20 protein-coding genes are annotated in these 12,032 nt (G+C 42.7%); all 20 read right to left on the bottom strand.

Translation table 11 applies throughout. The features are described from left to right. Nucleotides 1–51 precede the first annotated feature (51 nt). The 20 genes from P3F56_RS02480 to rplC all read right to left on the bottom strand — a co-directional run bounded on the left by P3F56_RS02480 (nt 52) and on the right by rplC (nt 11,202). Complete coding sequence (locus P3F56_RS02480) at nt 52–615, bottom strand: adenylate kinase (RefSeq protein ID WP_281153232.1); 564 nt, start codon at nt 613–615, stop codon at nt 52–54. Nucleotides 616–698: 83 nt separating this feature from the next. Further along, nucleotides 699–2,015: a preprotein translocase subunit SecY gene (gene secY / locus P3F56_RS02475; protein WP_281153231.1), complete on the bottom strand. Its 1,317-nt coding sequence runs from the start codon at nt 2,013–2,015 to the stop codon at nt 699–701. A 79-nt stretch (nt 2,016–2,094) separates the two neighbouring features. Next, nucleotides 2,095–2,541 (bottom strand): 50S ribosomal protein L15, encoded by a 447-nt coding sequence (gene rplO / locus P3F56_RS02470; RefSeq protein WP_281153687.1) that lies wholly within the window; start codon nt 2,539–2,541, stop codon nt 2,095–2,097. 77 nt (nt 2,542–2,618) lie between these two features. Continuing rightward, nucleotides 2,619–3,140: a 30S ribosomal protein S5 gene (rpsE, locus tag P3F56_RS02465; RefSeq protein ID WP_281153230.1), complete on the bottom strand. Its 522-nt coding sequence runs from the start codon at nt 3,138–3,140 to the stop codon at nt 2,619–2,621. Between the two features lie 38 nt (nt 3,141–3,178). After that, entirely contained in the window at nt 3,179–3,541 is a 363-nt protein-coding gene (gene rplR / locus P3F56_RS02460; RefSeq protein ID WP_281153229.1) for a 50S ribosomal protein L18, read from the bottom strand. Between the two features lie 2 nt (nt 3,542–3,543). Next, entirely contained in the window at nt 3,544–4,083 is a 540-nt protein-coding gene (gene rplF, locus P3F56_RS02455) for a 50S ribosomal protein L6 (protein ID WP_281153228.1), read from the bottom strand. A 96-nt stretch (nt 4,084–4,179) separates the two neighbouring features. Beyond that, entirely contained in the window at nt 4,180–4,581 is a 402-nt protein-coding gene (gene rpsH, locus P3F56_RS02450; RefSeq protein ID WP_281153227.1) for a 30S ribosomal protein S8, read from the bottom strand. 91 nt (nt 4,582–4,672) lie between these two features. Beyond that, entirely contained in the window at nt 4,673–5,215 is a 543-nt protein-coding gene (rplE, locus tag P3F56_RS02445; protein ID WP_281153226.1) for a 50S ribosomal protein L5, read from the bottom strand. 103 nt (nt 5,216–5,318) lie between these two features. Beyond that, nucleotides 5,319–5,669, bottom strand: coding sequence for a 50S ribosomal protein L24 (gene rplX, locus P3F56_RS02440; RefSeq protein WP_281153225.1), 351 nt, complete (start codon nt 5,667–5,669; stop codon nt 5,319–5,321). Beyond that, nucleotides 5,670–6,038, bottom strand: a complete 369-nt coding sequence (gene rplN / locus P3F56_RS02435) for a 50S ribosomal protein L14 (protein ID WP_281153224.1) — start codon at nt 6,036–6,038, stop codon at nt 5,670–5,672. A 16-nt stretch (nt 6,039–6,054) separates the two neighbouring features. Beyond that, entirely contained in the window at nt 6,055–6,297 is a 243-nt protein-coding gene (gene rpsQ / locus P3F56_RS02430) for a 30S ribosomal protein S17 (protein ID WP_281153223.1), read from the bottom strand. Nucleotides 6,298–6,327: 30 nt separating this feature from the next. Continuing rightward, the gene (gene rpmC, locus P3F56_RS02425; protein ID WP_281153222.1) at nt 6,328–6,582 is read right to left on the bottom strand and encodes a 50S ribosomal protein L29; all 255 of its coding nucleotides are present in this window, start codon (nt 6,580–6,582) and stop codon (nt 6,328–6,330) included. A gap of 4 nt (nt 6,583–6,586) precedes the next feature. Continuing rightward, on the bottom strand, nt 6,587–7,006 hold the full coding sequence (gene rplP / locus P3F56_RS02420; protein WP_281153221.1) for a 50S ribosomal protein L16: 420 nt from the start codon (nt 7,004–7,006) through the stop codon (nt 6,587–6,589). A 116-nt stretch (nt 7,007–7,122) separates the two neighbouring features. After that, nucleotides 7,123–7,848 carry a 30S ribosomal protein S3 gene (gene rpsC, locus P3F56_RS02415; RefSeq protein WP_281153220.1) on the bottom strand — a complete coding sequence of 242 codons (726 nt, stop codon included), beginning with the start codon at nt 7,846–7,848 and terminating at the stop codon, nt 7,123–7,125. A gap of 36 nt (nt 7,849–7,884) precedes the next feature. Then, a complete protein-coding gene (rplV, locus tag P3F56_RS02410; protein WP_281153219.1) occupies nt 7,885–8,247 on the bottom strand; it encodes a 50S ribosomal protein L22 in 363 nt (120 codons plus the stop codon). Nucleotides 8,248–8,309: 62 nt separating this feature from the next. Next, nucleotides 8,310–8,591: a 30S ribosomal protein S19 gene (gene rpsS / locus P3F56_RS02405; protein WP_281153218.1), complete on the bottom strand. Its 282-nt coding sequence runs from the start codon at nt 8,589–8,591 to the stop codon at nt 8,310–8,312. 63 nt (nt 8,592–8,654) lie between these two features. Then, entirely contained in the window at nt 8,655–9,485 is an 831-nt protein-coding gene (gene rplB, locus P3F56_RS02400; protein WP_281153217.1) for a 50S ribosomal protein L2, read from the bottom strand. A gap of 104 nt (nt 9,486–9,589) precedes the next feature. After that, nucleotides 9,590–9,892: a 50S ribosomal protein L23 gene (locus tag P3F56_RS02395; RefSeq protein WP_281153216.1), complete on the bottom strand. Its 303-nt coding sequence runs from the start codon at nt 9,890–9,892 to the stop codon at nt 9,590–9,592. After that, nucleotides 9,885–10,517, bottom strand: a complete 633-nt coding sequence (gene rplD, locus P3F56_RS02390; RefSeq protein WP_281153215.1) for a 50S ribosomal protein L4 — start codon at nt 10,515–10,517, stop codon at nt 9,885–9,887. Before rplD ends, P3F56_RS02395 begins: the two co-directional genes overlap by 8 nt. Before the next feature lie 46 nt (nt 10,518–10,563). Beyond that, complete coding sequence (gene rplC, locus P3F56_RS02385) at nt 10,564–11,202, bottom strand: 50S ribosomal protein L3 (protein WP_281153214.1); 639 nt, start codon at nt 11,200–11,202, stop codon at nt 10,564–10,566. Nucleotides 11,203–12,032: the final 830 nt, after the last annotated feature.

Here is a 12,032-nt window from a genome sequence, read left to right as displayed (position 1 = left end):
AAATTTTGAGGTCGCGGGATTAATCGGTTTGTGGTTAACTCCGTCACTCAATTAAGCAGTAATAACTTCTTTTAAAGAGGCGGTTACCCGTTCTAGTGGGAGGTTTCCATCCACGGAAGTTAGTCGACAATGTTGTTGGTAATAATCAATAACTGGCTTTGTTTTCTCTCGGTAAACTTCTAATCGACGACGAATAGTTTCTTCATTATCGTCTTTACGACCTCTTAATAGAAGCCGTTTAACAAGTTGGTTATCAGACACTTCTAAATTGATAGCTTGTTCTGAAAATTTTCCCAACTTTGATAAGAGTTTATCCAAAAAAGTTGCCTGAGAAACGTTTCTGGGAAACCCATCTAAAATCCACCCACTTTGGACATCATCCTGGTTAAGTCGTTCCTTAATCAAATTTAACAGTAACTCATCAGGCACTAACTCCCCCTTATCAACGTAATATTGAGCTCTTTTCCCTAATTCCGTCTTTTTAGCAATCGCCTCTCTCAACATTTCTCCGGTTGAGATATGGGGAATTGTTAATTGTTCTGATAAAAGTTGGGCTTGGGTTCCTTTTCCTGAACCTGGGGGTCCTAAAAAAATTAATCCCTTTGCATGACTCATAGCTATTGTTTGTCTTGAGGTTAGTTAGGCTTCGTGAAAAATAGGAACTGGGAATAATTAAACTTCTCTATTCCCTCAATCATCTACTGTTTAATCATTCCTTCATACCTTTGGGAGATGACATAAGTTTGAATTTGTTTAGCGGTATCAATAGCGACCCCTACTAGAATCAAGAGGGAAGTTGCTCCTAGTCCCCGAAAGGTTGTCACTCCAGTTGCTCCTTCAACTAGAGTAGGAACGGTTGCGACAATACTCAAAAAGACTGCCCCTAGGAAAGTCAGACGGTTAAGAACTCCTTCTAAATACTGCTTAGTTTTATCTCCTGGGCGAATTCCTGGAATACTTGCCCCCATTTTCTTAAGATTTTTGGAGACATCTTCAGGGTTCATGATTAAGGAAGCATAGAAGTAACTAAAAAAGAGAATCAACAATGAGTAGACTCCAATATAAGTCCAAGTTCCAGGACGTAAAGTATTAGCAATTTGTACTAACACCTGACTAACTGGCCCTTGATTACCAAAAAATCCCGCTAAGGACTGGGGTAAAATCAAAACAGCGGAAGCAAAAATAATCGGCATTACTCCACCTTGATTTAACCGCAGGGGTAAATAACTGGTTCTTTCTCGGTATAATCTTCGGCCTACTTGACGACGGGCTGAAATAATTGGAATACGTCTAGTTCCTTCTTGAACAAACACAATCCCCACAATCATAATCAGAAATACTAACAACAGAATTACAACTTGAGCTACAGCTTGCTGACCGCCTGTTTGGGCATAATCTATAGTATTTCCCAAAGTTCTCGGTAAACTTGCAACAATATTAACGAAAATCAATAAAGATGCTCCATTGCCAATACCTCGTTCGGTTATAATTTCTGACACCCACATTACGAACATTGAACCAGCCGTTAGAGCCAAAACTGTTTCAGGGACAAACCAGAACTGGTCATTGAGGGCATACTGTCTCAACAAACCAATAGTAATTCCAGAACTCTGGACAATACACCAGCCTAGGGCAACATAGCGAGTTATTTGGGAAATTTTCCGCCTTCCTGCTTCTCCTTCATTTTTTTGCAAATCTTCCAAAGCAGGGATAGCAGCCGTTAATAGCTGCATAATAATGGAGGCATTAATAAACGGGAGAATTCCTAAGGCAAATATTCCTAAAGCGGCAATCCCTCCTCCTGTAAAGATATCCAAAAAACCTAAAATAGGGCTATTACTAATAGCGGTGGCAAAGGCTTCACGATCAATTCCTGGAATGGGAATAAAAATGCCAAAACGAATTAAAATTAATAATCCGATGGTTATCAAGAGCCGACCTCGAAGACCGGCGGCTTGAGCCATTTGTAAAAATGTCTCTTGTGCTGTAGGCGTTTTATCTCGACTGACAACCATTAATGGCTACCTCAGTTATCAATGATCAATTATTACTTATCAATTATTAATCGTTTTAGTGTTTTTTTTGGGGAGTATTTCAAGATAACTCTTTCCAACTTCCTCCAGCTGCCTCTATTTTTTCTTTGGCACTTTTGGTAAAGGCCGCTGCTTGAATTACTAAAGATTTGTCAAGATTTCCATTTCCCAACACCTTTAATGGACCATCATTATTCGTAATGACTCCTTGTTCAATCAAACTTTCTAGGGTAACCTCAGTCTGAGGAAACAGAGAATTTAATTTACCCACGTTAATAATGGTGTAGTTATGGGGATTAACTATAGAAAAGTGTTTTAATTTGGGAACACGGCGATACAGAGGCATTTGTCCCCCTTCAAATCCTGGTTTTGTCCCTGTTCCTGAGCGTGATTTTTGCCCCCGCATTCCAAAGCCACAACTTGCTCCTTGTCCGGCAGAAATTCCACGCCCAACGCGACGGCGGCGTCTTTTGGAGCCTTCTTTTGGGGTCAATTCATGAATTCTCATAGTTTCTTTGTTTTGAACATTTAATATTGAGCCAGTCATTCTTCCTCACACCTTGATAATCCATTGGAGTCTAGGGACTAGGTGTAAAGATATTCTAGGGGAACCCCCCGCTCTTGGGCGACAGCAGAGAAAGTCCGGACGCCTTCAAGAGCGTTAATCACAGCCCTAGCATTGTTGAGGGGATTACTGGAACCAAGTTGTTTAGCAAGAATATTTTTCACCCCTGCTAATTCTAAAACGGTACGTACGGCTCCCCCAGCAATTACCCCTGTTCCTGGGGCAGCAGGTCTAACAACAACTTTGGCTCCTCCAGAAATACCTTTAGCAAGATGGGTAATGGAGCTGGCTTTGTTCAAAGATACGTCTATTAGTTGTTTCTTGCCATCAGCGACTCCTTTACGAACTGCTCCAATAACATCCCCGGCTTTACCGACGCCAACGCCGACTTGTCCATTTTCATTGCCAACGACGACAATAGCACGAAAACTCAGTTTTTTACCGCCTTTAACGACTTTACTGACCCGACGAATTTGAATTACCCGTTCTTGCCAGTTGGTCTCTTTTGCTTTTGTTCGGCTGCCTTTACGACGCTTTGCCATAATTTCTACCCTTACATTGAGATATTGTTTCGTTGTGTTTAAAACTGCAATCCAGCTTCACGGGCTGCATCTGCCAATGCTTTAATTCGTCCGTGATAAAGATTCCCCCCTCGATCAAAGACAACTTGTTCAATTCCCTTATTGATAGTCCGTTGGGCAATCAATTTGCCTACTGCTGCTGATGCTTCACAAGTAGACCCTGAAGACAAAGATTGTTTTAAATCTGGTTCCAAGGTCGAGGCAGCGGCTAAAGTTTGCTGAGCTATATCATCAATAACTTGAGCATATATATGCTGATTGGAACGGAAAATTGCCAGACGGGGGCACTCAGTCGTGCCGCTGACTTTTTTGCGAATCCGCCGATGGCGACGTTGAACTGATTGTCTACGCGTGAGTTTCATATTTATTTTTTACCTGCCTTACCTGCCTTACGTCTGACAAACTCGCCCAGATAGCGAATGCCTTTACCTTTATAAACCTCTGGGGGACGGACAGCACGAATCTGGGCTGCAACGTTGCCCACAATTTCTTTATCGATGCCACTAACCACCACTTGGGTGTTGTTTTCAACTAGGACTTGAACGCCTTGGGGCATAATCATTTCAACGGGTTTGCTGTAGCCCACATTCAGAATAAGTTTACTTCCTTGGGCTTGAGCTCGATAGCCGACCCCTTGGATACTGAGACGTTTTTCAAAGCCTTTAGATACTCCCTCAACCATATTGGCTATAAGGGTACGGCTAAGTCCGTGACGCTCTTTGGCAGTACGAGAATCATCGGCTCGTTTTATCACCAGGGTGTCCGACTCTTGAACTACCTTGACTTTTTTGGAAAGGGTGAGATCTAACGATCCTTTGGGTCCTTTAGCCGCCACATATTGCCCGTTGATCTCGATGGTGACTTTATTAGGGATGAGAATGGGGCGTTTACCAATACGAGACATAGGTCTAATTACCAGTTATCAGTTATCAGTTATCAGTTATCAGTTATCAGTTATCAGTTTCAGTTATCAGTTCCTATTTACTGTTTACTGAAAACGCTACCAAATGTAGCATAAGATTTCGCCACCCACGTTTTGACGTCTTGCTTCCCGGTCAGTCATAACACCTTTGGAGGTAGAAATGATTGCAATACCAATGCCGCCAAGGACTCGAGGCAAGTCTTTTCGCTTAGAGTAGACTCGTAACCCGGGTTTACTTGCCCGCTTAAGCATATTAATAATGGGTTGACGGCTTTTGTCTTTATACTTGAGAGTCAGGATAAGAAATTGTTTAACTCCTTCTCCCGTTTCTTCAAAGTCTTCAATAAAGCCCTCTTTTTTGAGAACTTGAGCAATGCTGCGGGTCATTTTTGTGGTCGGCACTTGGGTGGTGGGATGCCGGACGGCACAAGCATTGCGGATGCGAGTTAGCATATCTGAGATAGTGTCGTTAGGTGCCATTATTGCTTAAGGTGAATTTCTCCTATAAAGTCGCTGATTAACCAACGGTTGCTAGTAGGCAGGCTCCGTATAAAGCGGAGTAATATAGTGACTACTTGCGGAAGGGCATTCCCATTTCTTGGAGTAAAGTGCGTCCTTCTTCATCAGTCTTTGCCGTAGTAATAATTGAGACATCCATCCCCCGAATTTGGTCGATGGTGTCGTAGTCAATCTCAGGGAAGATAAGTTGTTCGCGGATTCCTAAACTATAGTTACCTCGCCCGTCGAAGCTTTTGTCACTGATACCACGAAAGTCTCGAATCCGAGGCAAAGCTAGGTTAATCAGACGATCCAAAAAGGCATACATCCGATCTGACCGCAGGGTAACCATGACCCCGACAGGCATTCCTTCACGGATTTTAAAGCCAGCGATTGCTTTTTTTGCCCGGGTAACAACGGGTTTTTGTCCGGTGATAGTGGACAGTTCACCAATAGAAGATTCTAGAGCTTTGGCATTTTGAGATGCCTCTCCTAATCCTCGATTGACGGTGATTTTGACCACTTTAGGAACTTGATGAATATTTTTGTACCCAAACTGTTCTTTGAGTTTTGGGACAATGGTGTCTTGATAAAAAATTTTCAGGCGTTGAGTCATGGCATTTTATCCTTGATTCCCCTGGGCTTGGTCAGGGAAGGAATTAATCATTGATTAGTGAACGGGTTAACTATCCAGGGATAATAATTGATTTTTCCTCATACTAATCAATAATTTCCCCAGTTTTCTTAAGCATCCGTACTTTACGACCCTCTTCGGTGAAGGTGTAACAAATTCGGCTTGCAACTTTTTCTTTAGTGGAATACAACATGACATTAGAACTGTGAATCGGGGCTTCAAAAGTAGTAATTTGCCCAGATTCTCCTTCTTGTTGAGGTTTAATGTGCTTGGTTTTTACATTAACTCCTTGGATGACGACTTTGCTGGTCTTAGGATTGGTTTTAATAATTTCCCCAACCTTTCCTTTATCTCGACCAGATATCACCTGAACGGTGTCGCCTGTTTTGACGTGCATTCTATGCCGTTGGGGCTTTGGGTTTTTCTTATTACTCATTTAGAGTACCTCCGGAGCCAGAGAAACGATTTTGGTAAAGTTTTTATCGCGCAGTTCCCGCGCCACTGGTCCAAAAACACGGGTTCCTTTCGGATTACCATCGTTATTGATGATAACAGCGGCATTATCGTCAAATCGAATACTCATACCGCTTGCCCGTTTTTGTGCTTGGCGAGTCCGCACAATAACGGCTCTGACAATATCAGAGCGTTTGATCGGCATGTTAGGGATGGCGTCTTTGACGACAGCAATAATGACATCGCCAATCCCGCCGTAGGTGCTGTTTCCGGTTCCTAATACTCGCAAACACATTAATTTGCGAGCGCCACTATTATCAGCGACATTGAGATAGGTTTGCTGTTGAATCACTGGGCTAACAAAAGAACTAATGGGACGTTAAAATTTCTGCAACTACCCAGCGTTTGGTTTTGCTGAGAGGTCTGGTTTCTCGAATGCGAACTCGATCACCTTCTTGACATTGGTTTTCTTGGTCGTGGGCTTTGAATTTTTTTGTTTTCACGACAATTTTCCGATATTTTGGGTGAGGAGAACGGTTTTCAATAGCAACAACAACGGTTTTATCCATTTTGTCACTGACGACGACTCCTACTTTTTCTTTCACTGCCATAATTGACTTTTATTCCTCCTCTGAGGTTGGTTATGGGGTTTTAGTTTCCGTGGACTCTAACTTTGGCAATATATTTGAATTAACTGCCCGGATTTCACGTTCTCGCTCCACGGTGAGAAGTTGTGCCAAACGATGGCGTGCATGCTTAAATTCATGGGGTTTTTCTAAGCGGCGGGTGGCTTGCTGAAATCTCAGGTTAAATAACTGACGCTTGGTAGCTAAGATTTCATCAACCAGTTCTTCATCGTTGAGCTTTCTCACATTTTCTATCTTAGGTAGGGGCATAACCTTAGGTGTATTCCTCCTCTTTAGTTATAAATTGCGTTTTAATCGGCAATTTTTGGGCTGCTAACCGCATGGCTTCCCGCGCAATGGATTCAGTCACTCCCGATAATTCAAACATGATGCGACCAGGTTTAACCACTGCAACCCAGTATTCTGGATTGCCCTTACCCGATCCCATTCGAGTTTCTGCGGGACGCATAGTCACAGGTTTATCAGGAAAAACTCTAATCCAGATTTTCCCACCTCTTTTGATATAACGGGTCATGGCGCGTCGAGCAGCTTCAATTTGACGAGAGGTAATCCAACAGGGTTCGGTAGCTTGTAGGGCATATTCACCAAAATTAAGGGTATTACCTCGATAGGCCATTCCCCTCATTCGCCCTCGCTGCTGTTTCCGAAATTTAGTTCTTCTAGGACTAAGCATTGTAGTTATCCGTTATCAGTTCATAGTTATTCGTTAGTAGTTAATAACCATTAAATAATCCATTATTGATTACTAAATAATCCATTATTGACTACATTTCCTTAACTTTTGTTAACTCACTCTTCACTTGAGCGATCTTCAAATTGTTGACGGCGGCGCTGACGACGGGGAGCCTGAGTCGGCATGGGAACAGGTTGTTCCTCTTGACCAGGAATGATTTCTCCTTTGAAAATCCAAACTTTAACCCCTAATATGCCGTAGATGGTTTGGGCGGTACGGTAGGAATAGTCGATATCAGCTCGGAGAGTATGCAAAGGAACCCGTCCCTCCCTCACCCATTCAGTCCGGGCAATTTCTGCTCCGTTGAGACGACCTCCTACTTGAATTTTAATGCCCTTTACTTCTGCCCGTTGTGCCCGTTGAATAGCTTGACGGACGACACGACGGAAAGAGACTCTTCGTTCAAGCTGTTGGGTAATGTATTCAGCAATCAAAGCTGCGTCAGCATCGACCCGCGATACTTCAATAACATTGATGCGAATTTGACGGTTGCCGCCTAACTCTTTTTGTAAGCCAACACGTAGTTGCTCAATACCACTACCTCCTCGTCCAACGACAACTCCTGGTCGTGCCGTATGAATAGCGAGGTCTATCTGATCGGCTTTGCGCTCAATACGAATGCCAGAAATTCCGGCATTACTAAGATTTTTAGTTATAAAATCGCGAACTCGGCGATCTTCTTGTAGTAGTTCTGGATAGTGTTTGGCATCAGCGTACCAACAGGATTTATGTTCTTTGGTAACGCCGAGACGAAACCCGATTGGATGTATCTTTTGTCCCATATTGACGTAAAAGGAGGAAAGTATTAAGGGTTTTCGTTAGTCTTCTGCTACATTGGGCGCGACGGCAACCGTAATGTGACAGGTGGGTTTGCGAATTTGATAAGCTCGCCCTTGAGCTCTAGGTCGATAGCGTTTTAGGCTTGGCCCACCATCAGCGTAGGCTTTACTGACCACTAAAGTTGCTCGCTCTAACCCTTGGTTATGTTCTGCATTAGCTGCAGCTGAACGCAGGACCTTGAGAATAGGTTCACAAGCCCTATAGGGCATGAATTCGAGAATAATTAGAGCTTCTCGGTAGGAACGCCCGCGAATCTGATCCAATACTCGCCGCACTTTTGCGGGTGACATTCGGATATAACGAGCAAGCGCTTTTACTTCTACTGTCGTATCAACTGTCATTTTTTTAGTTAATAGTTAATAGTTAATAGTTAATAGCTTTTGACCATTGACTATCAGTTAGGTTATCGACGACCCGATTTCTTATCACTTTTGGCGTGTCCTCTAAAGGTTCGGGTGGGAGCAAATTCTCCCAGTTTATGCCCCACCATCTGTTCTGAGATAAAGATTGGGACATGTTGTTTTCCATTGTGGACGGCAATAGTATGACCAACCATTTGGGGAACGATAGTTGAAGCTCTTGACCAAGTTCTAATAACCTGTTTGTCTCCTTTTTCGTTGAGTTTTTCGATTTTTGAAAGAAGACTATCGGCAACAAACGGACCTTTTTTAAGAGAGCGACCCATAAGCAATTCAATGGTAAAAATTTAGTGATTGATTTCCTAAAGGAATTACATTTTCCAGTAAGATTATTTTGTGCGACGACGCACAATTAGTTTGGAACTCTGTTTTTTCTTGTTGCGGGTTTTGGCTCCTAATGCAGGTTTACCCCAGGGTGTCATTGGTCCACTACGACCAATGGGGGCGCGTCCTTCTCCACCACCGTGAGGATGATCTACCGGGTTCATGACACTTCCTCTAACGTGAGGTCGTCGTCCGAGATGACGAGTACGTCCGGCTTTTCCAAGTTTGAGGTTTCTGGCTTCGATATTGCCCACTTTACCAATGGTGGCGTAACATTCTTTACGAACCATGCGGACTTCTTTTGAGGGCAATCTCAAGGTGACGTAGTCCCCTTCTTTAGCCACCACTTGGGCAGCTCCTCCAGCAGCACGTACTATTTGTCCTCCTTTCCCTGGTACTAGCTCAACATTATGAACTTCAGTTCCTAGAGGAATTCTAATCAGAGGTAGGGCATTGCCGATTTCAAAGGGGGCATTTTCGCCGGACACCACCATGGTTCCTACAGTGATGCCGGCTGGTGCTAACATGTACCTCTTTTCTCCGTCTTGGTAGAATAGAAGAGCAATGCGGGCATTACGGTTGGGATCATATTCGATAGCGGCAACTTTTGCCGGAATATTGCGCTTATCGCGGCGAAAATCTACTAATCGATAACAACGTTTGTGGCCACCTCCACGATGACGACTGGTAATTACCCCTCGGTTATTGCGCCCTTTGGGATTGTGCTTAGATGTGGTTAATGATTTTTCCGGCTTACTTTTGGTGATTTCTGAGAAATCTGAAACAGATGCTTGTCTAGTTCCTGGAGTGTAAGGCCGATAAGAACGAATACCCATGATGATAGTTAATAGTTAATCGTTAGTAGTTGATAGTAAATATTTTGGTTTGTCAGATGCCCTCTTTCATACCTTCATATTGACTATCACTATTGACTGGTTCTTTAGACATCAGGGAACAAGACAATGGAGTCCCCTTCTTGTAAGGTTACGATCGCCCGTTTATATAAAGGCTTATACCCAACAAACTTGCCCACTTTCTTTTTTTTGCGTGGAGGGCGAGCTGTGTTAACCTTCAAGACACTGACCTCAAATAAGCTCTCAATAGCTGCTTTAATTTGGGATTTAGTTGATTTAAGAGCAACTTCAAAGACATATTTATTATCTTCTAAGAGTAAAGTTGCTTTTTCAGTAACAATTGGCTTGAGGATTAAATCAGCCAAGTTGCGGGGGTCATAGTTAGTCACTGTAAACCTCCTGTATTTTGCTTAAAGCTTCTGGGGTGGCGACAATTTTTTTTGCTACTAACAAATCATAGACATTTAGACTGTCAGCTCTTAACAGCTTTAGATGGGAAACGTTACGAGCTGATAAGTAGACGTTATCAGAAATATCGCACAAAATTAAAATGACTTGTTTGCCCTGTTCTACTCCCCAACGGCTCAAAGCCAAAATTAATTCTTTAGTTTTTGGTTGAGAAAATTGAACGGCAAAGTTTTCTACAATCACTAGGTCTTCAGCACGGCTTTGTAAGACGGTTCTCAAAGCTAGACGGCGCTCTTTGCGGTTCATCTTGAGGTTAAAGTCCCTAGGTTTAGGTCCAAAAATAACTCCCCCGCCTCGCCATAATGGGGAACGATTGGAACCAGCCCTAGCTCGTCCAGTACCTTTTTGTCTCCATGGTTTACGTCCGCCCCCTCTAACTTCAGCACGAGTTTTACTTGAGGCAGTCCCTTGACGGCCATTGGCACGTTGTCGCACTAAGGCACGATGGATTATGTGAGCGGCGTTTTCTTCTTTAGCCACTTTTAACTCCAAGGTAGCTTGACCCGCTTCTTCTCCTTGCCAGTTTTTAATGATACAGTCAACCATTTTTAGTTCTCAATTATCAGTGATAGGTCGTCATTGTTACACACAATTATTTACCGACTTTTTTGGCTAGGGTAATATTAAGTAAAGCCCCAGACTTACCCGGGATTGCTCCTTTAACAAGTATTAGGTTTCGTTCTCCATAGACTTGCACCACTTGAAGTTTGCGGATGGTGACTTGGGTTGCACCATATTGACCTGCCATACGTTTCCCTGGATAAACTCTCCCTGGAGTAGTTCCAGCTCCAGTGGATCCTGGAAGACGATGGTTTTTTGACCCGTGGGTCATGTTTCCCCGTTTAAAGTTATGACGTTTTTGATACCCAGCAAACCCACGACCTATACTTTTCCCGGCAATATCTACTAAATCACCTGTTTTGAATATATCTGCTTTGATGGCATCCCCTAACTGATATTGATTGGGATTCTCTAGCCGATATTCCTTTAAATGACGCAAGGGCGGTACGTCATTTTTTTTCAAATGCCCTAATTCAGCCTTAGTTAGAGCTTTTTCTTTAACTTCGTTATATCCAACTTGGATGGCACTATATCCATCTGTTTCAGATGTTTTAATTTGTGTAACGGTACATGGACCTGCTTGAACCACAGTAACGGGGATTGCTAGTCCCGTCTCCTGGTCGAAGATTTGGGTCATGCCGAGCTTAGTTCCGAGGATACCAACAGCCACGGATTTTTCCCTCTACATTATTATTTAGACAATAGGTGAGCAGCAATCAACCAAAGCCAGAGGCGCGATGATAATATCTCCACACTTCTCCATCTCTGGGTGATGTTTTAGATTCGGTATATCAAGAAGATGCTTGATTACACGTTTAACCAGTTAAATTTATCTGGTTAAGGTCTAGATGCCGTTTTCTCCTTAAGACTTAAGGATAGTTTTTTTCCTCAGTATCTTCAAGGCGGCTTGACAACACTAAGCTGCTGGATGCTTTCACGATACCTTATCAGCTAAGGCAACGGCTATCCGTCGTGGCAGTAGTCATTAATGTTTTTTAGCCACAACCATAGATCTTACAAGCAAGTGCCTATGAAAATCAACCCCTGAGTAGAATTTATTTAACCGTAGAGAGTTTTTAATTTAATAATTGCTATCAAGATTATTAAGCCCCATTTATGCGGTGGTCGCAGCTTCAAGTATTAATCCTACTAAGACAAAACAGTTTTGCTAATAGAGCAATGGCATCAACAACCGCTTCATCTAGTTTAGTTCGGTGTCTTAATGTTTGTTCTCCATTCTTTTAACTGCTACCATTCCGTCGTAGCTTCTCCAGTAGATACTGACGGTATTTAATAAGCCTGGTTTCACTCATCTATTATTTTTGGTGCTGTTATTCCTTATTCGTAATGCCATCGATCTTCACTTCTGTCCTTTTATTAAAAAACCGTTTCTTTTAGATAAATGGCTTTATAATGACAGTCTTTTTTGTAGTGTTTACCTATTCACAATATTCTTTTTGACAAGGTTTTCGTCTGCTCATATTAACATCTTCATTTTTG

This window comes from cyanobacterium endosymbiont of Epithemia clementina EcSB (assembly GCF_029919255.1).
Classification (GTDB): Bacteria; Cyanobacteriota; Cyanobacteriia; order Cyanobacteriales; family Microcystaceae; genus Rippkaea.
This window is presented reverse-complemented; position numbering and strand designations above follow the sequence as displayed.